Origin of the sequence: Nostoc sp., assembly GCF_036917815.1 — a bacterium.
Lineage (GTDB): Bacteria > Cyanobacteriota > Cyanobacteriia > Cyanobacteriales > Nostocaceae > Nostoc.
Window position 1 is genome coordinate 15,397 of the sequence record NZ_JBALEK010000020.1, and the last position, 23,528, is coordinate 38,924.

Sequence of the window (23,528 nt, forward strand, 5' to 3'; positions counted from 1 at the left end):
CCCCGGAAAAAGCGATCGCTATGCTTCAGTATCCCCATCTCGAACAAGCGCTAAAATATCACTTCGGTTACGACAGATTTCGCCCCGGACAACGGCAAATTATCGAAGATGCGCTGCAAAATCGAGATTTAATGGTTGTGATGCCGACTGGTGGGGGGAAGTCTCTGTGTTTTCAGCTACCGGCGTTGTTAAAAAATGGACTAACGGTGGTGGTGTCGCCGTTAATTGCTTTGATGCAAGACCAAGTAGAAGCACTGCGAAATAATAATATTAATGCCACATTTCTCAATAGCAGTTTGAATCCTTATCAGGTGCGATCGCGAGAAGAAGCCATCCTCACCGGTAAAGTAAAATTACTCTATGTCGCCCCCGAACGCTTGCTGAGTGAAAGGTTTCTCCCGTTTCTCGATTTAGTTAAAGAAAAAATCGGGATTTCTAGCTTTGCTATTGATGAAGCGCACTGCGTTTCGGAATGGGGACACGATTTTCGTCCAGAATATCGCCAGTTAAAATCTCTCAGGAAACGCTATCCTGATGTTCCTACCGTGGCCCTCACCGCCACAGCAACCGATCGCGTCCGTAGTGACATCATTCAACAATTAGGACTAAAGCAACCTAGCATCCATCTTGCCAGTTTTAACCGGGAAAATCTTTATTACGAAGTTCGTCCTAAAACTAAATATGCTTACGCTGAATTATTAGAACTAATTAGAGAAACTCAAGGTTCGACTATTATTTATTCTTTAACTCGTAAAAAAGTTGATGAACTCACTTTTAAACTCCAAAATGATAAAGTTGTTGTTTTGCCTTATCACGCCGGATTAACTGATGAGGAACGTAGTAGTAATCAAACGCGATTTATTCGAGATGATGTTCGGGTGATGGTGGCAACAGTCGCCTTTGGGATGGGAATTAATAAACCCGATGTGCGGTTGGTAGTTCACTTTGATATGCCCAGAAATATCGAAAGTTATTATCAAGAATCGGGGAGAGCGGGTAGAGACGGAGAACCATCTCGGTGTACAATATTTTTCAGCTTTGGTGATGTTAAAACAATTGAATGGAGTATCGATCAAAAAACTGACCCTCAAGAACAGTTGATTGCTAAACAACAACTGCGGCAGATGATCGATTACTCTGAAGGCACTGATTGTCGGCGAACGATTCAACTGGGTTATTTTGGCGAAAGGTTTCCTGGGAATTGCGGTAACTGTGACAATTGTCGTCATCCCAAACCGATGCAAGATTGGACGATTGAAGCCATGAAGTTTTTATCTTGTGTGGCGCGTTGCAAAGAAAGGTTTGGGATGGCATACATAATTGATGTGTTGCGGGGGGCAAAAAAAGACAAAATTATCCAGTACGAACACGATAAACTTTCTACCTATGGTATCGGTAAAGATAGAACTCTAGATGAATGGCGAATGTTGGGGCGATCGCTTTTACATCAAGGGTTAATAGAACAAAGTAGCGATGGTTACTCAGTTTTAAAACTAAATGCCTTAAGTTGGGAAGTGATGCGAAAACAACGCACAGTTTCCCTAGCTGTAACCACAGTCCAAAAGATTACCTGGGAACAGGGGAGTGAAAAAGCTGAAGAGGCAGAAGTATTATTACAGAAGTTGCGATCGCTACGTAAACAATTAGCTGATGAACAATCTGTACCACCTTATGTAATCTTCCACGATTCCACTTTAAAAGTAATGGTACAGGTGCAACCCCAAAACTTAGTTGAATTTGCCAAACTTTCTGGTGTAGGTAGTCACAAACTCGCTCAATATGGCGAAAAGTTTATTACAGAAATTCGCGCTTACCGCCAAGAAAAAGGTTTGCAAAATAAATCTGTTACTTCCGCTTCCGTATCCTCTTCCAACTCATCTTCTTATACCGAATTACAGACATTACAATTACATCAACAAGGTTTAAACATCGCTCAAATTGCCCAAAAACGCAACCTTAGTCCTGCAACAGTTAGCAGTCATCTAGAAAAATTAATTGCGAAAAATCAGCCAGTTGATTTAAATCAATTAGTACCTCTAGAACATCAACAAAAAATTTGGCAAGTTTTAGAAGTACTCGGTGACATTTCCCTCACTCCCATCAAAGAACAACTAGGTGAAAGCTACACTTTTGATGAAATTCGCTTAATGCGGGGTAAGTGGCGGCGTGAAAATCGCAAATGAAAATTAAATTTTAGAGGATGTTTTCAAAGTATTGGGCGAATAGAATTCGCGGCTACACAAGCAAAGTCCACCTCCGTGGACTAAGATAAAATCAAGGTTTTAAACCCACGGAGGTGGGTTTTGTCTGTATAGCCGCGAATTCTATTCGCCAGGGCTAGTATGAATTGAGACTTGACAAATATCCTCTTACCTTGTTCCGAATGCACACCTTATGACTGCATCTGAGGATGAACTAAAACTCTCCGAAGAAGGGGCCACTTTTGATAGTGCCATCGGGCATATTGGTCTCCCAAATCAAACAAGTCACATTATGGGCGGTTTATGTCTAGAAAAAAGATAGGCCTGTTGGGTTCTGTGAATTTTCAAACATCCTTTTATGATTAAAATACAAGAGCAAGATTAAAGGAGTTAGCCAATGAGTCAGATGCTTAATACAGGAGTACGTTGGACAATTCAGGATGTGGAACTGTTACCAGAAAATGAAGGGACGCGCTACGAGATAGTTGATGGAGAATTATTTATGACTAGGGCACCTCATTTTAAACATCAGCAAACTTGTGGCAGAATTTTCCAACATCTTAATATTTGGTCAGAGTCTACTGGTTTAGGGGAAGCTGTAATCAACCCCGGCGTTTTGTTTTCAGAATCAGATAATGTGATTCCTGATGTGGTTTGGGCTACAAAGGAAACCTTGGCGCTAACATTGGATGAAGCGGGACATTTAACTGGCGCACCAGATTTAGTAGTCGAAGTTTTGTCTGCTAGCAACGAAGACCTCAGACGAGATAAAGAAGCTAAACTTAAACTTTATTCTAGTAGAGGAGTAAAAGAATATTGGATTGCTGATTGGCGATCGCGTAAAATAGAGGTCTATCGACGCGAAGACAATCAACTTAAGTTGGTAGCAACCCTATTTAGTAGCGATATGATAATTTCTCCTTTATTGCCTGGTTTTAGCTGTATTGTAAACCAGTTTTTTCCTGTATAAATTTTAGGTTAAATGGAAAAACAAATCTCAAGTAACGCATTAACAAAAGTCCAAGTACTGATTATGGCGATGCCTGCGGTGGGCTACGCCTACGCATTGAAGTTTTGGTGAAAGACGTGAAATCGGGAATTACTTTTGTGCGCGATCGCTATATACACAATTAAGAAAAAATATTCTATATCTAGTGAAATCCTGTGACATGATTTTATACATTTGAAACTTGGAGCAATACCTAATGTCAAGCACCCATCTGTCATGCTCTATGAAGTACAGATTAAGGGCTTATCAATATTCGTCCTTATTCACTATGATTTTAGCTTGAAGATAAATATGAATTTTTTATTAATTAGTAAAGTATATAAAATTATTGAGCTTGCTGAATTAATCTATTGCCCATTTGTCTAATTATTTAGAAGATTTTGAAATGACAGGAAGAACATCTGTCAGAGTACTACATAAATATGTAGACGATTTTTCTTCAGATGAAAAAGGACAAGTTATAGCCCTTATATGGCTTGGTCAATATAGCGGTTCTCGTTTACGTGAAGTACACCCGTAGGGGCACGGCAGTGCCGTGCCCCTACACCTTGTGATGTAATGTTGTACCGCATCTGAATGGAAACCGCTATATGTATCCTCTGAACAACCATCAGACTTAAACGATTTAATTGCACAAGCACTACATTTCATCCCTCAAAACTATAGAACTAGTTATATTCTCGAAAGGACTAAACATTTTGGTAGTGGTAAATATGTAGTGATAATAGAGATTTAGTAACTAAAATTATTGATTTTTAGCCTTGAATAAAAAGACTAAAAAAATAGTTGGAGTTTACATAAGTGATCGCAGGGAAGATGGAGCTAGAGGATTATGTAGTGGGGAGAGGGGAGGAGGCTAACGGTAAATCAATTGAGAACACACATCCTTGATGGGGGACATCGCGAACTGAGAGTATACCCTTGTTTAGCGACACGGCGCGTCGTGAAATTGTCAGCCCGATCCCTAATCCAGATTTATCTGTTCCCATCTGAGAAAAAGGCTTAAAGAGTTCTTCCGCCTCACCAGGCGGGAGTCCTCCACATTGATCCTCTATTTCAAGCAAAACACGCCCATCTACAGCCTTACTGCGTATCCATACAATCCCACCCTGCTTCGTGAACTTAATGGCATTTTGAACTAGATTAGATAGGGCAGATATTATCAGGTGACGATCTATTAAAACCTCCAATTCCGGCGCTACCTCAACACGCACCTCAATTGATTTCGCACTTGCTTCAAACCATGCAGTAGCCTCAACTTCACTGACTAGGTGAATAACTCGACATCTCTGATATTGGACAGTTGGTTCGTTCCACAGTCGCACCTCAACAAGTGAACGATCAATAATGTCTCTCATACGCCTATGGGCATTTTCAAGAATACGAGATGTACTTCCATTGGTTCCGACTTTCCCTGTAATTATAAGTTGGGAAGCTAAAGTAGCGGAGGTCAACGCATTTCGCAACTCATGTGCTAGAAATCCCAGACGCTGAACCTCATCCCGCTCTGCATTCTCACGCTGACCTCGATTAAACTCTGTAACCGCTTCAGCGATCGCGATATCCAGGCAGAAATTTAATCGATTGAATTCACGAGGGGATGCTGTTTCACTACTATTCTCCTGAATATACTGAGTGATAGCTTGACAAAGAGCGCCGTAGCCATGAACAACCTGAGAAATACTGTAGCCAAGTTTTAACGACTCTTTTCCCCGCCGCTCTGCTGCGGCTCTGTGAACACTTTCTACCCCATTGTTATGTGCTTCCCCAGATTCATCTATATCAGCATCAGCACGTAATACCTCGATGAGTTCATCGTAGAACACAGGTAATCCTCTTTCCATTTCGTCGCTCGAACTCATGGAATCACCAAGACGCGCGATCTTTTTTGAACACAAGGCGAGAATTTCGTCACGTTCTGCTAAGAGAAATTCATGTAACATTATGAATGTTCTTAATTTTAGACTTATTCTACCATCAGGAGATCGCTAAAACAGCGATGCATCCACCCCAGAACAATTTCCCATCCCCTCGCCGTGGCTAAGTATTTAACCCACATTCCGCACGTCATTTTTTAGTATAAAAAGCAATACAAAAATTGGGAAATAGTTACTGAATTATCCGAGTATAAATACTAAATCTCTATGATCACTATATATTTATCACTACCAACATTTTTTCGTTGTCTAGGTCGTTAATCAACTTATACAATTCAACTATCAATCAAACTCTTGTAAATACTCGATTTCAAACGTCTGGTTGTTACACTTTAGAAAATCTCTCTCTCAGAAGAATAAATTAGCAGTATTTCCTGAACTTATGGGAGATAAAAAGCCGAAATCATCAAGTTAGACTTCCTTCTAAAAGCCATTGGTATTTGCTGATTTCAATCTCTGACAATATCTGGTGTTTATTCCGCAACAATTGAAGAGTATTACTTTCATAACGAGGTCTACAATTATGACGACGACATACAAAATTCAATTGATGAATCAAGAAAAAGGAATTAACCAAACGGTAAATGTTCCCGAAGATGAATATATTCTCTCAACTGCTGAAATCGAGGGGATGGAGTTACCCTATTCCTGTCGTCAGGGAGTCTGCTCGACTTGTACTGGGAAGTTGGTTGATGGTTCCGTTGATCAGTCAGAACAGTCTTATTTAGACGATGAGCAGATCGCTCAAGGCTATGTACTAATTTGTGTTGCTCATCCAACCTCAGATTGCACGATTATTACCCACAAAGAAGAAGAAATAGCTTTATAAGGCAGAAGCCAGTCCCGATGAAACGAGTTTCACTAGTACAACACGAAGGAACACTAGAACAATTGTTGATCACTCCAGTTGCATCAACTTCCATTCTGATTTCTAAAATTGTGCCGATTTCTGCTTTACTCACAGGAACCTTGCTGATTTGTTTGATCAAAAACCCCGGCGCTGGTTGTGGATTTTGGGGGGGACAGTGGCGATCGCATCTGTGGGCATCGGAGTCTGGTATTGGTTTTTTCGCCTCCAACCTGTAAATATAATTCAATTCAATGGGCGGATCGAAGGCTACGAAACCGATGTCAGCACCAAGGGCATCGGTTCTTTCTCAAACATTTTGGCGCAAATGTAATCACAGCTGGCTCCATCAAGGAGGCTTTAAAAATCCTGACTTGGTTTGTCCCTAACATTGTTAATTAAGCAATACGCTGTACTCTACACAAACAGGTTCTTAGGTATATCCATATTTCTTGATGAACCAAGTTTTCACAAATTGAGTCAATACGCAATAGCAAGTTAGGATTAAAGCTAACCAGAGAAAATAAACGGCTGGCAAAGGAACAAACCCCAAATCGGCTCCAATTGGAGAAAATGGCAGATACATTCCGACTGCCATCACAGTGGCGGTGATCAACAGCATGGGCAAAGAAGCCCGACTCTGGAAAAAAGGAATCTTAGCCGTGCGAATCACATGGACAATCAGCGTTTGAGTCATCAGACTTTCCACAAACCAACCTGTTTGGAACAAAGCTTGATTGTCTACAGAAGTCGCCCCAAATACAAACCACATCAGGGCGTAGGTGGAATAGTCGAAAATGGAGCTAACTGGACCAATAAAGATCATAAAGCGCCGGATATTATCAACTTTCCATTTCGGCGGCTTGATTAGGTCTTCTCGATCCACATCATCGAAGGGGATGCCCGTTTGCGAAAAGTCGTAGAGGAGATTATTTATTAATATCTGCACTGGCTGCATCGGTAAAAATGGCAGAATCGCACTCGCACCCAAGACGCTAAACATATTCCCAAAGTTAGAGCTAGTGCCCATTCTGATATATTTGATGATGTTGGCAAAAGTCTTGCGACCTTCGATTACCCCAGATTCCAGGATTAACAAGTTTTTTTCTAATAAAATAATGTCTGCGGACTCTTTGGCAATATCGACTGCCGTATCAACTGAGATGCCCACATCAGCCTCCCGCAGAGCAGCTGCATCATTGATGCCATCTCCCATGTATCCGACAACGTTGCCTTTTTTTCGCAGCACCTGTATGATTTTGGCTTTTTGAGTCGGAGAAAATTTAGCAAAAATAGTTGTGTTTGCAGCAGATGAAGCTAATTCATCATCCGATAGAGATTCAATATCGCTACCTAATAAAACATTTTGGACAGGTAAGCCAACATCTTTGCAGATTTTACGAGTAATGATTTCATTGTCCCCGGTGATAATTTTTATATCAACTCCATGTCCCTTGAGTGCTCTAATCGCTTGGGCTGCGGAATCTTTGGGCGGATCGAGAAACGCAATATTGCCCAACAGAACCAAATCACTCTCATCGGGAATGGCGTAATGCAATTGATCGGTTGGCATGACTTTGTATGCCACTGCGACTACCCGTAACCCTTCAGAGTTTAGTTTTTGTTGTAAATCGGCAACCTTGGTGCGGACTGACTCATCTATTGGCAAAACCTTGTCATCAACTTTGAGTTGGGTGCAGACTTTTAGGACTTCTTCAACCGCACCTTTGCAAATCAGGATATGCTGTTTTCCCATTTCTTCGACGACAACAGACATCCGACGACGCACAAAGTCAAAGGGAATTTCATCAAATTTCTGGTAGTTTTTCTCAATGTCTAAAGATTCAAGTTCTTGATTGTGAGCGAGAACGGCGACATCTAATAAATTTTTTAAGCCAGTCTGGTAAAAGCTATTGAGATAAGCATATTTGAGAACATCTGTACTCTCTTGACCGTAGGGATCTAAGTGTCTCTGTAAGACGATTTTATCTTGAGTTAGAGTGCCTGTTTTGTCAGTACACAAAATATTCATAGAGCCAAAATCTTGAATTGCATCAATGTTTTTGACAATCACTTTTTTGTTAGACATGGTAATTGCCCCCTTGGCCAAATTGGCCGTGACAATCACAGGTAACATTTCTGGAGCCAATCCCACAGCCACAGATAAACCAAATGTGAATGCCTCGATCCAATTGCCTTTAACCACCCCATTGATCAAAAAGACTAGTGGAGCCATGACCAGCATAAAGCGCAACAGCAGCATAGTCACGCCATTCACGCCTTTGTCAAAGCTCGTGCGTGGTTTGCGTCCACTAACGGTTTTAGCCAGTGATGCTAGATAAGTATGACTACCCGTTTCGGCGACAACGGCTGTTCCACAACCACTGACTACGGTAGTGCCCATGAAACAGAGATTAACTAGCTCCAGTGGGTTTTTCTCATTGTGATCTGGGAGTTCTGGGTGTTTTTCAGTGGGTAGAGACTCCCCGGTAAGGGTTGACTGACTGAGGAATAAATCTTTGGTAGCAATCAGCCTGACATCGGCTGGAATCATATCTCCGGCTGAAAGAAAGATGACATCACCAGGCACCAGCAACTTTACAGCAATTTCTTTTCCTGCTGTTATTCCCTCGTTTTCTTTCGGTGCGGCACCCTTGCGGCTCACCGTTGCGGTTGCGCTCACCATTTCCCGCAGCTTTTCGGCGGCTTTGTTCGACTGAAATTCTTGTGAAAAGCGCAGCAAACCACCGAAAATCACCATCATAAAAATTATGAAGGCGGCTGTCGGACTCCCAGTTAACAGTGAAATCGTCGCCAGAACAATGAGTAAAAGCGAGAGGGGATTAGTCACCGTTTTCAGCAGTTGGATATACCACGCGATCGCTTTTTCACGGGCGATCTCATTCAACCCAGATTTTCCTAATCTCTGCTTGGCTTCAGTCTCAGTCAGCCCCTCCAGGGAAGTGTCAAATAAGTGCAGAACTCCATCTACATCATGTTGAGCGATATCGATGAGCGCGTTGGATGTATCTCCAGATGAGCTAGATCCCGTTTTAGGCTTTTTGGATGAATTGGGAGACTGGCTTAAGGTCTTCATAAAGTAAGCTCCAAAACGTGGAGAGTTGGGGATTCATCGGTTTGATTTTTTGGGTTTAGTCAACTGATTTGCGTTAACTTAGGGACTCACAAGAAATAAATTATCCAAATAAACGTAGACGCTGCATCGGCTTGCCGCAGGCTACCACAGAGACAAGGCAGCGCGGTCTTCTCCCAAGGGGAGACGCTAAGAGCGATGGGGGTTTCCCCCATGAGCGACTGCCGCACAGAGAAGCCAGTGCGTTGGGCGGGTTCCCCGACTTGTTCGCGTAGCGTCTCCCCCTGGGAGAAGCAACTGGCGCGACACAGAGAAAGGAGAAATAGAGAGGGTTTTTGGGTCAATTTTGGGACATTTTTTATTTGGAAGTCACTAAATCTTTTTGCTGCTTAACGCGACTCGGCAAAGTGGTGTCGAATTTTTGCCGCGATTTGATGATCCGTCATCTTGTCAACTGTTTCAATACCTACGATGCTTCCACTGAGGTTATTTCCTTCAAGACGTTTTTTCAGTTCATCCTTTGCCTCACCTGGGCCAAATATCAAAATAGACTCTGCATCACGAATACTCGCAATGACCGCATCATAGTAAATGTTGAGTTGTCCTGTAAAATTTCTCTGGAGGCTATCATCTGCGGGGACTTGATGTGATTCGTAAGCACCCTTAAGAGGTGAATCACCAGAACGCCGAGGCTGTTTTTCTACCTCCGATATGATCTCATTTATCTCTTCCCCTTTCGCCGTAACAGTCACGACAATAGCTTTCCTATGGTCAATCCACAGCCCTACTTTTGTTCTCATAGATATCTCCTTTATTTACTAGTTACATCTAACTAAGTATTTATGAAAATTAATCTGGCATTTTTTAAGTCTGTATCCTTGATTGGATAGGGTACAGAGTCAAATAAGTGCAAATAATTTTGCCTTACTACTTATTAATAGGTCTAAGTAAATACATTTCAACCTTTAGCTAAAATTGTTGAGCAAGGCTTGATTAATATGGCGATCGTTCTGCCACTTGCAACGTAGTTTATTGTTAGCTTACCCTTTAAAATTGGTGAAGGTATTGTTCTTGAGGAAGATTTTCTATGACAGCAAGGTTTTATTTAACGTATCGCGGAAGTCCCCACCCTCAATGTACTCATTATCGCGGAAGTCCCCACCCTCAATGTACATTGAGGGTGGGGATAGGGAGCGGACGGCGACGATTCCAACCCGCTCCCTAATCAATCTAACGATTGATTAGGGAGCGGGTTGGATAAGGAGTCGTCAATCTTGTGGCTAGTACGACACGGCGGAAATAAAGCAACCATTTTAAATAGCCAGAAAGCCTACAAAATAAGCATTCTTTCTTTTTACTTTTGCCTTTTTACTTTTGCCTTCTTGTACTAGGCAATTTGTCAATGTAATCTTCAATCATTTGAGTCACTGTTTTTTCCTTGAAAGTGGCATGGTTTTTTAGTTTGTTGAAACGCTTTTCTGATATACGAATATGTACTTCCTTTGTTTTCATAAATATGTCTGTAGTGTGGATATATCTATGGGAATATATAAATGGTTGTTGACCCACCCACTCGACTCATATAACAAACGGCCACAGTAGCGGTAATACGCTTGCCTAGACTAAGAGCGAGAGAAAGGGGGAAAGACCTCGGTCACTGGTTCGTATGGTTACGCCCTGCGGTAAAAAATAAGCCACACAGGGGTGTACGAAAAAGTAATAAAACTGTCTGCCGAAGGCGGACGGCTGCGCGGGTTCTTCCTGAGAAGATAAAGGTAGCAATACCAGAAACGCTGTGTAAGACCATTATCGGGTTTAGTCCCGAATATCAAGAGTGATATACCCAACGTGGCAACGACGAATGAGACGCGAAACGATGATGGTTGTTATCTTTGAAGCTCCGGCTTCAGCGAAGCAAGCCGGAGTACTTCACTTTGCGATACTTTGGAAGTTATTGGTCTAAATCTTGTCGTGCTAAGGCTTGAATTTCAGTTCGCAGTGCGGTAATTTCTGCTTGCAGGGCTTGAATTGATTTTGCACCTGCCAGTTCTGCTTGATCATTTTCGGCATCCTGATCAACAAAAAATACTGCTAGCGTTGCTGTTGCATAACCACAGACCGCGATCGCATACAGTGCTAGTAAAAAGCATAATACCCTTCCTTCTGCCGTTTTTGGAAAGTAATCAGATCCCATCGTGGTCATCACCATTGCCGTCCACCACAGGGCAGTGCCATAGTCAGTGATGCCAATAGTACCAACAGAAAGTTTGTGTTCAAACGCATAAATTCCAGTTGCTCCAACCAAAATGACCAACGCGGTTAGTCCCACCACATAGCCCACTCCTCGACGCTGAACACTTGTTGCAAGTAACCGCATTCCTCTATTGGTTCGTGCCATAACTCCCAACAAATGTAACCCACGAACCACATGAACTGATTGCAAAGACTGTATGACTCCCACAATCCGAAAGGTTCGCACAGCCGGGATAAGCAGCGAAAAGACGATTAACCAGTTGTGTTTGAGGTAAGAAATTTTGCGGGGAGCGAGAAGAAATTTGATCCCAAAATCCACGATAAAGGTGATCCAAATGATGGCGGCGATCGCTACTAGGAGAGGATTCAGTCCCCAAACTAGCTCAACGATAAAAAGTCCCAACCAAGCAAAGCCCAGCACCAGCATCGGCGTTTCTAGCCAATCTTCCAATTGTTGCAGTACTTCGCTGCGCTCTTGATCTAACGCGGGCTTTGACTGTTGGTTCAGATCGCTCATAAGTTCGATGGATGAGACTGATACACCTTTAGCTGTGCCCGTAATTGGGCAATTTCAGTCGTCATATCTAGCACCATTGCCGCTCCGACTAAGTTTAGCCCCAAATCTCGACGCAAGCGTTGAATCTGAGCAATTCGCGCAATTTCGCGGGAATGCAGCAAATCACCGATGGGTTCGATTACGCCTAACTCAACATAGAACTTTATCAGGGTAATCGAAGTCTTAGTGATCAATGCAGCATATTCCAAGCTGTAGAGTTGCTCACCTTCGAGTGAAACCACGGTTTTTGAAAGGCTGAAGGTCATAATTTAATCTCCTCTAACTGGGCGCGTGGGTTAAAACTAGTGTTTGCCTGGATTTTTTCGTAGTATTCTTGCTCGATCGCACTCAGGTCTTTTGGCGTGACAATCTGAAGTTTGGCAAATAAGTCACCTCGTCCCCCTTTTGGCAACGTCCAGCCTTTACCGCGTAGTCTCAGGGATTGCCCCGATCGCACCCCTTTAGGAATTTTCATCGTCACGCTACCATCGGGGGTAGGTACGCTGATTTCTGCCCCTAAAACCGCTTCATCGGGGCGAATTGGAATGTCACAAACTAAGTTATCGCCCTCAAATCGATAGAAGGGATGCGGTAACACCTCGATAGTTAGATATAAATCGCCGCGCTGTGGAGAGAACGGGCTAGGACGACCTTTACCCTTGAGGCGAATTCGACTACCTGGTTTTGCGCCTGGGGGAATGCGGACGTTGATTGTTTCGTCGTCGAGTTGCAGCCGTTTTTGGACACCGTGAAAGGCTTCGGAAAATGTGAGTGCGATCGCAGCTTCAGTATCCGGTGCCGGTGCTTGAGAACGAAATCCACCACCAAAATCATCAAAGCCACCAGTGGAGGTTTTACGTCTCGAACGACCCAGTAGATCGTTGATAAATGAATCAAAATCGCCGTACTGATCGAAGTCGGTCGTACCAACATTAGTGGAACTAGGTGGCGGCGCTTCAGTGTAACCAGGGTGATTCCAGTGCTGACCAAAGCGATCGTACTTCTCCCGCTTCTCTGGATCGGAGAGTACTTCATTGGCTTCGTTCAGTTCTTTGAACTTTGCCTCTGCATCTTTATCTCCAGGATTAAGGTCAGGATGGTATTTGCGAGCAAGCTTGCGGTAAACCCGTTTGATTTCTTCAGGGGTTGCGGTTTTGCTCACCCCCAAGATGGCATAGTAGTCTTTAAAGTCTGTTGCAGTTGGCATCACTGACCTCTTGATTTCGGGTTATTCTGCGGTGGGTAGTAAGCTAATCCCGATTTTCACAATTTTTCATGTCCAGTTCCTCAGCCTGTTGGTGGAGTTTTTGTTGCCTTTAGGAATTACGCAAACAATAGCCGAAATCCTGATTTTACGGTAGGGAGAATTCACAAATTGCCTCTACCGCGTGTATTTTTGTGTAAGTCCTATTTATTTTTAATCAGTTTTTATTAAAACCAATAAAAGGTTGTAAAAAATGGACAATTAAAGACAGATACCATCGTAGCACTTCTGACTAAGAGAAGGTTTTACCTCTTTAGGTTGATATTTAAATAGATCATCTGAATCCAGCCTGAAATATTTTTTATTTCTCCTGATTTCGGTACCATTAATATTACAATACGCTTGGGTTAAGGATAATCGCAGGTTGGTTTGAAGGTCGTGAAACCCAACAAACCAGCGAAAAGGTTGGGTTTCGTTCCTCACCCCAACCTACGCAGTTTAAGGTTTTTGGCACTGACCCAAGCGTATTGATTGATATTATACATTGGAGAGTTAAAAATATGACTGATAAACATAGCCAAACTGATTCATCATCGAAGCTATTTCCCATCCAAAAACTTGACAATTTTATTCGTCCCTTTATTGTTTCACCAGGGCAGAAAATTTCCCTTGCTAAAGACTACAACCCAGCTTACAAAGACCATTATCTGGATAAGTCTGAAGCTAAAAGTGAGTTGCAGAAAGGCATTAAGGCTTTAGCAAAATATCAGGATATTCTCTATGCCCAAAATACCTATGCTTTGCTAATTATTTTTCAAGCAATGGATGCTGCGGGTAAAGACAGTACTATTAAACACGTTATGTCTGGTATCAATCCCCAAGGATGTCAGGTGTATAGCTTCAAAGCTCCTTCTACGGAAGAGTTGGATCATACCTATTTATGGCGATGCTTCAAAGCTTTACCAGCACAAGGACAAATTGGGATTTTTAATCGCTCATATTATGAAGAAGTGTTGGTAACGCGAGTTCATCCAGAACTTCTGGAGCAGCAACATATCCCGCCTAATCTAATAGACAAACACATTTGGAAACGCCGCTTTGAGGAAATCAATAACTTCGAGAAATATCTAGTCAATAATGGGATTGTTATCCTGAAGTTTTTTCTGAATGTCTCTAAAGAAGAGCAAAAAAAACGCTTTTTAGAACGGATTGACCTCCCTGATAAAAACTGGAAGTTCTCTGTTGATGATGCTAGGGAGCGTACTTTTTGGAATGAGTACATGGCTGTTTATGAAGATATGTTTAATCACACCAGTACAGAATGGGCACCCTGGTACGTTATCCCAGCCGATCACAAATGGTTTACTCGCGTTGTAGTAGCTGGCATCATTTACACCCAGTTAAAGGAACTCAACCTCAAATATCCAAAGGTCAGCGAAGAAAAGCATCAAGAACTTTTGCAAGCAAAGGCAATGCTTGAAAGCCAGAAGTAATATCATATCCGCTTGATTACTTATTAAACCCGAAGAACCCCACCCCGCCAAAGCTATGCTTTGTCTCCCCTCCCGAAGAGCGGGGAGGGGTGTAATGACTGTGGGAATCATAACTATTTATGCGGACATGATATAGCGGTTTCCATTCAGATGCGGTACAACATTACATCACAAGGTGTAGGGGCACGGCAGTGCCCATTGGTGTCAACTTAAGCTAAAACCCTTTTCAAATCTCGTTTCTAGCCTCTGGCTGGAAATGCTGCTCCTGGCGGCTCTGCCGCCAGTAAGGGAGGCGGCAGCCCCAACGACGGGCATTCCCAGTCGGAGACTGGGAACGAGGCAATCTAAAAGCTGGTTCTAGGCTTGCTTTCACGTTAAGTTGACACCAATGGGCAGTGCCGTGCCCCTACGGGTGTACCTCACGTAAACGAGAACCGCTATATAACAATAGGACTTACGCACAAGTTACGGAATAGCGAACCGCAGAGGCGCAGAGGACACGGAGAAATCAGAGTTTGAGAGATATTTTGCGTAAGTCCTGAACAATTGAAAATTCAATGTTAATCTCCTTTTTCCTGGTTGGGAGAATCGGCTGGAGATTGAGGAAAATCATCGGGTGGTTGAGATTTTGCCATACGTTTCTGCTCCTTCGATACCCATTCCCAGGCAATCAAACAACCAATGGTTAAACCCGCTAGCATCAGTGCTAATGTCCATGAAAAGTTACTGGGAAATCGGAAATCGAGCCATATACCTAGTGCCATCGCTAACAAAGTTGGTGCGACCACTGACCAACCGATCAAACCGGCAAAACCTAAACCAAACCAAACGCCACCATAAGGTTTTGCTTGACGAGCATAAAGTTTGCGACGTTCTTTATTAGCGATCGCTTTAGCAAAAAGATGCAATTGCGACTTTCGGGAGGGAGTTTTCATGTATATTCACCTAACTGAATAAAGTGCCGAATCGTATTCACCTCTAGCTTTTCTAAAACGGAACGTGCTGTTTTTTCACGTTCATCGATTAAGTGAAACTGCTGCTCAACGGTTTTTTTCAACATTCCCAAATCGCCACCTTGGACGGCATTTTGGGTAGTAACTGTTACCTCATCCCCATGTTTAATCAAAATTCCTTGGTCGATCGCTAGGAATTGTTCTTGTCCTTGCGGTGAGACGAAGGATAACAAACTCGGTATCAGCGTCGCCACAAAATCTATATGGCGAGGTAGTAAGCAAAATATCCCATTCTCCGCTTCAGCAATCACTTTAATCGCGGCTGTTTCAATCAGGATTTTGGTGGGTAAGACAACTTTGAGCCGTATTTCTGATGGTGTAGAGGTCATGATTTTTTGCTCTCCTCTGGTGCTTTTACCACTTCATTAATTGAGCCGATCATGTAGAGCGATCGCTCTGGTGTATCAGCAAACTCGTCATTGAGAATGCGATCGCATCCATCTAGTACATCTTCTAACTCGACTAATTTACCTGTTAAACCTGTAAACTGAGCGGTGGAAAAGAAAGGTTGAGTCAGAAACCGTTCTAAACGTCGCGCCTGGGATACCACTTGGCGATCGCTTACCGATAATTCTTCTAAGCCCAACATGGCGATGATATCTTTCAGTTCTTCATAGGTGGTGATGGTTTTGCGGACTGCTTGGGCAATCTGATAATGGCGATCGCCAACGATATGAGGCATCAGCATTTTGGAATTTGATTGCATCAAATCCACGGCGGGATAAAGCCCTTCACTCGCCCGTTTCCGTGACAAGACAATTGCTGCTGATAGATGGGAAAATACAGCCACAGCCGAGGGATCGGTGAAGTCGTCCGCAGGGACATAAACCGCTTGAATGGAAGTAATCGCCCCCGCCGATGTATTGCAAATCCGCTCTTCTAGTTGAGCGAGTTCAGTAGCGAGAGTTGGTTGATAACCCACCCGCGAAGGTAGTATCCCCATCAGTCCCGATACTTCTGAACCCGCTTGGATAAAGCGAAAGATATTATCAATCAAAAGCAAAACATCTTTTTGGGAGCGATCGCGAAAATATTCTGCCATTGTCAGCGCCGCGTGTCCTGCCCAAAATCTGACTCCCGGCGGTTCATTCATCTGTCCAAAGACTAAGACGGCATTTTCAAGAACGCCTGTTGCTGCCATTTCTTCATATAAATCCAGACCTTCACGGCAGCGTTCGCCAATGCCACAAAATAAACTTACGCCTTGGTGCTGTTTGACCATGTTATGAATCATTTCCGTAATTAGCACTGTTTTGCCAACACCAGCACCACCAAGTAAACCTGTTTTACCACCTCGTTCCAAAGGTGTGAGCAAATCGATCACTTTGATCCCAGTTTTGAGGATTTCGGCTTTGGTAACTCGCTCTGACATGGCGATCGGTGTGGCATGGATCGATCGCCATTCGCCACCTGTGATGGCTTCTTTCTCATCGATCGCTTCGCCAAATAGGTTTAACATTCTCCCTAAAAGGCGATCGCCTACGGGAACTTGTAACGGGTGCTGAGTATCAATGACAATCGCACCGCGTGTCACCCCGGCGGTGGGGACAAGTGCCACACCTCGCACCACCTGAGCGCTTAGATGTGAAACGACCTCGATGGCAATATTACCTACTTGTAATTGGGTATGTATATCTGGTAACTGTTTGGGAAAATGAATATCGATGATGCTGCTCCGCACGGAGAGGACGGAACCGAGATTTTGCTCTTGGGAATGATTTGAGTGGGAAGATGATTTAATATTTGGTTCCATTTAAAGTTGACCTATATATAAATTTTTCTAGATTGCCGCAGGATGTGGAAAATTGTAAACATTAGACCTCTTAAAGTCCCCTAACACCCCTCCCCGCCTGCGGGGAGGGGAGACTTTGACGTAAGTCAAAGGCGGGGTGGGGTTCTTTTTTTGATTTATGCAAGAAGTCTATTCAATGGCTTAATTCAAAGGCTGAAGTAATTTCTAGCAATTCATCTGTAATTGCAGTTTGGCGTTGTTGCTGAAATTGACCAGTAAACTCTGTGAGCCGCTCTGCAATGTTTTTCTCGGCAACTTGCATGGAAGCGAGACGGCTAGCGTTTTCACCTGCGAGGGACTCACCAAAAGCACGATAGAGCAAGATAAAGAAATATTGTCGTAATAGAGACGCAACTAAAACATCGCTCGGCATCGTAAAAGTTGGTAGAGTTCGCGATTCCCAGGTTTCGCTTTCGATATGTTCTAGCCATTGGCGATCAAGTGGCAACAGTTGCAGCTTGTACGGCTCGCATAACGTATTGGAATGTAAGTGGTTGTAGAACAAGAAAATTCGGACAACTTGCTGGCGAGCGGTGAGCGTAGTCGAACCGCGATCGCGCCATTCGGCAATGTGTACTAAAATTTCTTGAACCATTGATGTAATCTCACTTAGCGAACCTGCCATAGGGAAAGTTTGCTCGATTGCATAGCCTGCGGTTTCTAAATGGGAAATAATTCTCGATCCAACAGCAAAAATCGCCAGACGTTCGGGTGAGATATTCAACTTCTCTAATTCTGCGATCGCATAGCGGCTAATCTGTTCGTTGAATTGACCGCACATCCCTTGCTCTGAGCCAAAGATAATCACGCCGCAACGACCAGCATCTGAGGTCGAAAGTGATTTTCGGTCACTATCGCCATTCACCTGTTGGGTATGCGCGTCATGGGTATGTATTGCCTTCAGCACGACATGCAAACCCATTTCGATTGTATGGTTATACTCAGCTAGGGAAGTAACCGCCTGTTCGTATTGGTGAATGTTTAACGCCGCTAATACTTTCATCATTTTCACCACGGCTTGCAGTTCTTGTGCAGTGTGGATTTGGCGTTGGAGAAGCTCAATAGATGACATAGCTACTCCTTTAAATCTTTTAAATCTTTTGAATCTTTTGAATCTTTTGAATCTTTTGGATCTTTTGAATCTTTTGAATCTTTTGAATCTTTTGAATCTTTTGAATCTTTTGGATCTTTAGAATCTTTAGAATCCTTTGGATCTTTTGCAACTGTAGCGATCGCAGTTGTGGCAGTCTTTAATAAGACATCGCGATCGCTATCACTCAATACCGCTCCGCTTTCGATTTGTAGGCAAAGATCCGCTAACTGGGTGGATATGGCTTGAGCGATCGCAAGTTCTGCAATGGCAATTTTAGCGATGGGGACGGAATCGAGTAAGCCTGCTGTCACTGAAAGCATCACAGCTATTTGCACAGCAGCCGGCATTGGCGCATATTGCTTTTGTTTGAGCATTTCGCGCACTCGTTGTCCGCGTTCTAAAGTCAGGCGAGTCGATTCTTCTAAGCGCGTACCAAAGCGAGAGAAAGCCTCTAGTTCTTCAAATTGAGAATAGGAAAGACGTAAATCTCCTGAAACAGCGCGATAAGCAGGAAGTTGAGTTTTACCACCCACCCGCGAAACCGATTTACCGATATCGATCGCCGGCAATACCCCCTTTTGAAAGAGGATTGGTGAAAGATAAATCTGTCCATCGGTAATGGAAATTAGATTCGTCGGGATATATGCAGCAATGTTTTGTGCCTCTGTTTCGATGATCGGCAGCGCAGTTAAGGAACCACCACCTCGTTTGTCGTTGAAATGTGTAGAGCGTTCCAGTAAGCGGGAGTGAATATAAAAAATGTCCCCTGGATAAGCTTCGCGTCCAGGTGGGCGGCGCATTAACAGAGATATTTCTCGATAGGTGCGGGCATGATTGGTGAGGTCATCGTAAACAATTAGCACATCTCGCCCTTGATCGGCAAAATATTCTGCCATCGCAGTAGCGGCATAAGGAGCGATATATTGTAAGCCCGGTGGCTCTTCTCCTGCTGCCATGACAACTGTTGTGTATGGCATTGCACCCTGTTCTTCGAGGTCGGCAATTAGCTTGGCAACAGCCGCACTACGCTGTCCGATCGCGCAGTAGATACAGAGAATATTTTTGCCTTTTTGATTGATAATTGTATCGAGGGCAAGACCGCTTTTACCCGTTTGGCGATCGCCTAAAATCAATTCTCTCTGTCCCCGTCCAATAGGAATCAGGGCATCAATCGCTTTGATTCCCGTTTGTAAAGGCACATTCACAGCCGCACGATCCATGATTGCTGGGGCATTGCGTTCGGAAGGACGGCGTTGTGAAGTTCGGACGATACCCTTACCATCGAGGGGACGACCGAGAGGATCGATCACTCTTCCTAGTAGTGTATCGCCCACAGGAACATCAAGCACTTTGCCAGTACGCCGCACTTCGGTACCTGACTGGAGTTGATCGCTAGAATCCAGCAAAACTACCCCAACTTCTTCGGGATCGAGGTTAAAGACTAACCCCAGACTACCGCCAGTAAAACGGACAATTTCCTCTGACTGCACATTGGGCAAACCGATGATTTTGGCAATACCTTGCCCAATGGATTGGACAATTCCGATCTCCTGCGATCGCAATTTCGCTTCCTGCTGATCGAGAACTTGAGTATACAGGGCAAAAGTATCTTGTAAAACTGTCTGTAAACCTTCTTCAGTCTGTTGCATGATGCTTCCTCTGAGTAGGGACTGGTGACTGGTGTAATGAGTCTGTAGTAAGCACTGAAGTGCTTACTACAGACTCATTTGACATCTTATGAGGTTTGGAATTAAGGTACTCATCAGCATCTAAAATCCAATGCTAATGGAGTATTCCAGCGACCTCACTGATGCAGAATGGGAAATTTTTGAACCCTTATTGCAAGAGATATTACCAACCAAGAAGCAGATTGCGGGCTAATAGCTAAAGTACGTTGATGGCTCAGTCAGTCCATTTCGCATTTGGCTTCAACGCAAGCGAAGTGGCGACGCCAGTCAAGATGAGGAAAATGATTTGGAAGTAAGTTTGAAGGGGAAGTCCCATTAAATAACTCATCGGCGTGATTGTGTCAGGGTCGAAAGGAGCGGTGCCGGGATAAAGAATCGCGCCCGCTTGAGCAACCCAATAAACTGCTGCAAAGCTAGAAGCAGCCAATACCCCATTCAATCGATCCGTGGTTTTTCTCCAAGCGAAGAAAATCGAGATGGCTCCCAGGAGGATTGAAAACATGAGGGTTTGCCCTCCGTGGAATTTTGCATGGGGAGGCCAATTTGGGTTGAAGATATGTGTCTTGTTGTAGTCTGCGATATGCCCACCAATGGGCAAGAGAATCCCGATCGCTGTAAAGATAAGTCGGCTAGACATTGGCATTTTCATTTTTTTTATTTTGATTCTCCATTTCCAAAAATATCTGTTCGTGTTTGAGCCATAATGAGGTCTTCAAAAACGATTGCGTTTACTGGTAGGTATACAAGATCCCAAATGGGTTCTATAATTAAGGACTAAAGTCCTGAGTACGAACTTCAGTGCTTTAGAGTTAAGGACTAAAGTCCCTTTAAGCTTTTTCTGCAAAAACAGTAACCAAATTTTCGGTGATGCTATCTAAGTAAGTATCCATACTCCACGCTAGTTTGTAGCCTGTGCCGCGTAGTTCGATCCCACAAATCAGACTAGATTCAATTTCATAAGTCGGTTCGATTTTGCCTGCAATTTCATAACTCGATTCAATTTTGCCTGAACCCACCGCCTTAAAATAGTCTTGCAAAACCGTAGCGATCGCTGCACAAATATCCGACGGTAGGGTAAAGGTACTCACCAACGTCAACGGAATGCTATCTTTTGTCGAAGCAGTTAAAGTCGTCACCAGTTCGGCACGTTCTGTTTCGGTGAGATCGCGCAACTTCTGCAAAAACACCCTGGCAATCTGTGTTTCTAACTCAGACTCTGCCAAATCTGTCAACACCCGCCGCACGGTTGCTTGTAATTGCTGCATGGTGCGATCGCCCACCTCGTGTAAAAAAGCATCTTTTTGCCGTTGCAAACTGGTTTGCCATTGCGATCGCTCTGTCGCCACTGATTCTTGCATTTCTTTCAACAAGCGTTGACGGGTTTGCTCCACTTCTGATTTTGCTTGAGTGAGCAATTCTGTCTTTTCGTCTGTGAATTTCTGCTGCATTTCCTCATAATGCTTAACCTCCTGTTGTGCTTCTTCTTTTTGCTGAGATGCCGACAACAAGCCATCGCGGATCGTTTTCTCGCGGCGTGCCATTGCCTTCGTAATCGGTTTATATAAAAAGCGTTGCAGCACAAATATCAAGACAAAAAAGTTGAGGATTTGCGCCCCGAAGGTAAACCAGTTAATCTCCACTTGATTAGCCTCCTGCTTTGGCGATCGCACCGATTACATAGTTCCAAAATGGATTGGCAAACAGGAGAATTAGCGCGATCACAAAGCAATAAATAGCGATGGATTCGATAAATGCTAATCCCACAAATAAGGTGCGGGTAATTGTATTGGCTTCGTCGGGTTGTTGAGCGATGGAACTAAGTGCTTGGGCAACGGTTTTACCTTCGCCGAGGGCTGGGGCAATGGAGCCGATGGCCATAGTCAAACCCGCCGTTAAGATTGACACAGGGCCAATAATTCCGAGTACAAGTGATAGAGATTCATTTTGAGCCATTGTCTTCGTTACTCGTAGAACCAATATAAACAACTGCTAAAATTGCGAAAATATATGCCTGAATTATGCCTGTCAACAAGCCTAAAGCTTGCATAATGGCTGGAAAAAAGAATGGCGCGATGGATATTAAAATCGCCACAATCATTCCGTCACTCATCACATTCCCAAACAAACGCACTGCTAAAGCTAAAGTCCGTGAGAGTTCGCTAATTATATAAAAGGGAAATAGGATGGGAGTTGGCTCTAGGTAATGGTGCAGATATTTCCAGATTCCTTGCTGACGGATACCAAAAACGGGGACGGCAAAGAATACACATATCGCTAGGGCGGCAGTGGTGGATAGTGAGGCAGTGGGCGGATCGTAACCAGGAACGATCTCTAAGAGATTGGAGGTGGCAATAAAAACAAACAGGGTGCCGATAAAGGGCAAATAGCGATCGGGATTTTGTCCACTAGTTTGCTGAATTTGATCGCGTAAATTGACAACTAAGACTTCCAGTAGGTTTTGCCAGTGGGATAGCTCCGTGTCAGGGGAGAGTTTGCGCGTCACCAACCAAGCACCAATGCCAAGCAGTAGCATGATCATCCATGTAAAGACCAAAGTGGCATTGATCGACACAAATCTCCACTGCCAAAACACGATCTCATCTGGACTAAGACTAATGTGCATTGAGTCTCCTTGGCCATTTCGGCTGCAACTTTTCAATGGTGCGATTGCGTACCCAAATGAACGCGCCTAAGCAAACAAGCAGATGCCAAAGTGCTTGCTCTTGAGCGATCGCTAGGACAAAAGCAAATGTGGTGATGGCGATCGCTAACCGTCCAAAAAAGCTGCCTAAGGTTAATAAAATTGGGCTTTCGGCTGTAGGTAATTTCTGCACCGTCATCCACAAGCCACGAAAGTAGAGATTTCCTACCAAAATTCCTAACACTAAAGTAACAGGTAAAAATAAGAGGCTGTTCATGTTAAATCTCCTAAGAGGCTATTTAAGGAAGTATAAATATTTACCGATTTCCACTACTACCAGCAAAATGTCAAGCTGGAAACCTGGATTATTTTCTGGCTAAATATAGTTAAAAGGCAATACAGTTCACTTAGGCATTTCTTCCTTATTCAGTAAGCTAACCATTTCTTCAGGTAACTTGTTATAGCTATCTTGCGATCGCCATTAGTTACTCTGACATACTTATGTGAGAAATCATGTTTAACCAAGCGTTTGATTAGCGTATAAGTTGTATTTTTTGTCCTAAAAACTTTCAAATCGTTACGATCAAGTAAAAATATTTATCATAATTGCTCATAAACTAAATTAGGACTTACGCAAAATATCTCTCAAACTCTGATTTCTCCGTGCCCTCTGTGCCTCTGCGGTTCGTTATTCCGTAACTAATGCG

The 23,528-nt window shown here is 43.5% G+C and carries 25 protein-coding genes; 7 read left to right on the plus strand and 18 right to left on the minus strand.

The features are described 5' to 3' along the window. The first annotated feature begins 20 nt into the window (after window positions 1-20). The 3 genes from recQ (at window position 21) to V7K97_RS31915 (ending at window position 3,730) form a co-directional block, all read left to right on the plus strand. Window positions 21-2,183: a DNA helicase RecQ gene (recQ, locus tag V7K97_RS05650; protein ID WP_334799766.1), complete on the plus strand. Its 2,163-nt coding sequence runs from the start codon at window positions 21-23 to the stop codon at window positions 2,181-2,183. 415 nt (window positions 2,184-2,598) lie between these two features. After that, window positions 2,599-3,171, plus strand: a complete 573-nt coding sequence (locus V7K97_RS05655; RefSeq protein ID WP_334799767.1) for a Uma2 family endonuclease — start codon at window positions 2,599-2,601, stop codon at window positions 3,169-3,171. 424 nt (window positions 3,172-3,595) lie between these two features. Further along, complete coding sequence (locus V7K97_RS31915) at window positions 3,596-3,730, plus strand: DUF3775 domain-containing protein (protein WP_442936859.1); 135 nt, start codon at window positions 3,596-3,598, stop codon at window positions 3,728-3,730. 310 nt (window positions 3,731-4,040) lie between these two features. Here V7K97_RS31915 and V7K97_RS05660 read toward each other — a convergent pair whose 3' ends face one another. After that, window positions 4,041-5,153: a sensor histidine kinase gene (locus V7K97_RS05660; protein ID WP_334799768.1), complete on the minus strand. Its 1,113-nt coding sequence runs from the start codon at window positions 5,151-5,153 to the stop codon at window positions 4,041-4,043. A gap of 517 nt (window positions 5,154-5,670) precedes the next feature. On the opposite strand from V7K97_RS05660, the gene V7K97_RS05665 reads away from it, so the two are divergent. Then, a complete protein-coding gene (locus V7K97_RS05665) occupies window positions 5,671-5,976 on the plus strand; it encodes a 2Fe-2S iron-sulfur cluster-binding protein (protein WP_334799769.1) in 306 nt (101 codons plus the stop codon). Window positions 5,977-5,993: 17 nt separating this feature from the next. Next, window positions 5,994-6,233, plus strand: coding sequence for a hypothetical protein (locus V7K97_RS05670; protein WP_334799770.1), 240 nt, complete (start codon window positions 5,994-5,996; stop codon window positions 6,231-6,233). A gap of 194 nt (window positions 6,234-6,427) precedes the next feature. Here V7K97_RS05670 and mgtA read toward each other — a convergent pair whose 3' ends face one another. From mgtA to V7K97_RS05700, 6 genes are all read right to left on the minus strand, one after another. Further along, window positions 6,428-9,091 carry a magnesium-translocating P-type ATPase gene (mgtA, locus tag V7K97_RS05675; RefSeq protein ID WP_334799771.1) on the minus strand — a complete coding sequence of 888 codons (2,664 nt, stop codon included), beginning with the start codon at window positions 9,089-9,091 and terminating at the stop codon, window positions 6,428-6,430. Window positions 9,092-9,177: 86 nt separating this feature from the next. After that, entirely contained in the window at window positions 9,178-9,432 is a 255-nt protein-coding gene (locus V7K97_RS05680; RefSeq protein ID WP_334799772.1) for a hypothetical protein, read from the minus strand. A gap of 45 nt (window positions 9,433-9,477) precedes the next feature. Further along, a complete protein-coding gene (locus V7K97_RS05685; protein ID WP_334799773.1) occupies window positions 9,478-9,888 on the minus strand; it encodes a hypothetical protein in 411 nt (136 codons plus the stop codon). Between the two features lie 1,151 nt (window positions 9,889-11,039). Then, entirely contained in the window at window positions 11,040-11,858 is an 819-nt protein-coding gene (locus V7K97_RS05690) for a potassium channel family protein (RefSeq protein ID WP_334799774.1), read from the minus strand. Continuing rightward, window positions 11,855-12,163, minus strand: coding sequence for a chaperone modulator CbpM (locus V7K97_RS05695; RefSeq protein ID WP_334799775.1), 309 nt, complete (start codon window positions 12,161-12,163; stop codon window positions 11,855-11,857). Before V7K97_RS05695 ends, V7K97_RS05690 begins: the two co-directional genes overlap by 4 nt. After that, window positions 12,160-13,104 (minus strand): DnaJ C-terminal domain-containing protein, encoded by a 945-nt coding sequence (locus V7K97_RS05700; protein WP_334799777.1) that lies wholly within the window; start codon window positions 13,102-13,104, stop codon window positions 12,160-12,162. Before V7K97_RS05700 ends, V7K97_RS05695 begins: the two co-directional genes overlap by 4 nt. Window positions 13,105-13,661: 557 nt before the next feature. On the opposite strand from V7K97_RS05700, the gene V7K97_RS05705 reads away from it, so the two are divergent. Beyond that, window positions 13,662-14,594 carry a polyphosphate kinase 2 family protein gene (locus tag V7K97_RS05705; protein WP_334799778.1) on the plus strand — a complete coding sequence of 311 codons (933 nt, stop codon included), beginning with the start codon at window positions 13,662-13,664 and terminating at the stop codon, window positions 14,592-14,594. Window positions 14,595-14,820: 226 nt separating this feature from the next. Here V7K97_RS05705 and V7K97_RS05710 read toward each other — a convergent pair whose 3' ends face one another. From V7K97_RS05710 to V7K97_RS05735, 6 genes are all read right to left on the minus strand, one after another. Continuing rightward, window positions 14,821-14,967: a hypothetical protein gene (locus tag V7K97_RS05710; protein WP_334799432.1), complete on the minus strand. Its 147-nt coding sequence runs from the start codon at window positions 14,965-14,967 to the stop codon at window positions 14,821-14,823. A gap of 187 nt (window positions 14,968-15,154) precedes the next feature. Then, window positions 15,155-15,529: an AtpZ/AtpI family protein gene (locus tag V7K97_RS05715; protein ID WP_334799780.1), complete on the minus strand. Its 375-nt coding sequence runs from the start codon at window positions 15,527-15,529 to the stop codon at window positions 15,155-15,157. Beyond that, window positions 15,526-15,936 (minus strand): F0F1 ATP synthase subunit epsilon, encoded by a 411-nt coding sequence (locus V7K97_RS05720; protein ID WP_334799782.1) that lies wholly within the window; start codon window positions 15,934-15,936, stop codon window positions 15,526-15,528. Before V7K97_RS05720 ends, V7K97_RS05715 begins: the two co-directional genes overlap by 4 nt. Then, window positions 15,933-17,360, minus strand: coding sequence for a F0F1 ATP synthase subunit beta (gene atpD / locus V7K97_RS05725; RefSeq protein ID WP_334799783.1), 1,428 nt, complete (start codon window positions 17,358-17,360; stop codon window positions 15,933-15,935). The genes V7K97_RS05720 and atpD overlap by 4 nt, the downstream gene beginning before the upstream one ends. Before the next feature lie 172 nt (window positions 17,361-17,532). Beyond that, complete coding sequence (locus V7K97_RS05730; protein ID WP_334799784.1) at window positions 17,533-18,471, minus strand: F0F1 ATP synthase subunit gamma; 939 nt, start codon at window positions 18,469-18,471, stop codon at window positions 17,533-17,535. Between the two features lie 2 nt (window positions 18,472-18,473). Beyond that, the gene (locus V7K97_RS05735; protein WP_334799785.1) at window positions 18,474-20,141 is read right to left on the minus strand and encodes an alternate F1F0 ATPase, F1 subunit alpha; all 1,668 of its coding nucleotides are present in this window, start codon (window positions 20,139-20,141) and stop codon (window positions 18,474-18,476) included. Between the two features lie 130 nt (window positions 20,142-20,271). On the opposite strand from V7K97_RS05735, the gene V7K97_RS31920 reads away from it, so the two are divergent. Beyond that, on the plus strand, window positions 20,272-20,373 hold the full coding sequence (locus V7K97_RS31920; RefSeq protein WP_442938897.1) for a transposase: 102 nt from the start codon (window positions 20,272-20,274) through the stop codon (window positions 20,371-20,373). A 21-nt stretch (window positions 20,374-20,394) separates the two neighbouring features. Here V7K97_RS31920 and V7K97_RS05740 read toward each other — a convergent pair whose 3' ends face one another. The 5 genes from V7K97_RS05740 to V7K97_RS05760 form a co-directional block, all read right to left on the minus strand. Continuing rightward, window positions 20,395-20,829: a DUF6640 family protein gene (locus tag V7K97_RS05740; RefSeq protein ID WP_334799787.1), complete on the minus strand. Its 435-nt coding sequence runs from the start codon at window positions 20,827-20,829 to the stop codon at window positions 20,395-20,397. A 178-nt stretch (window positions 20,830-21,007) separates the two neighbouring features. Continuing rightward, complete coding sequence (locus V7K97_RS05745; RefSeq protein ID WP_334799789.1) at window positions 21,008-21,820, minus strand: F0F1 ATP synthase subunit B family protein; 813 nt, start codon at window positions 21,818-21,820, stop codon at window positions 21,008-21,010. A 4-nt stretch (window positions 21,821-21,824) separates the two neighbouring features. Further along, window positions 21,825-22,133: a F0F1 ATP synthase subunit C gene (locus V7K97_RS05750; RefSeq protein ID WP_334799791.1), complete on the minus strand. Its 309-nt coding sequence runs from the start codon at window positions 22,131-22,133 to the stop codon at window positions 21,825-21,827. Beyond that, window positions 22,120-22,803, minus strand: a complete 684-nt coding sequence (locus V7K97_RS05755) for a F0F1 ATP synthase subunit A (RefSeq protein ID WP_334799792.1) — start codon at window positions 22,801-22,803, stop codon at window positions 22,120-22,122. Before V7K97_RS05755 ends, V7K97_RS05750 begins: the two co-directional genes overlap by 14 nt. Beyond that, window positions 22,793-23,098, minus strand: a complete 306-nt coding sequence (locus V7K97_RS05760) for an ATP synthase subunit I (RefSeq protein WP_334799793.1) — start codon at window positions 23,096-23,098, stop codon at window positions 22,793-22,795. The genes V7K97_RS05755 and V7K97_RS05760 overlap by 11 nt, the downstream gene beginning before the upstream one ends. Between the last annotated feature and the right edge of the window lie 430 nt (window positions 23,099-23,528).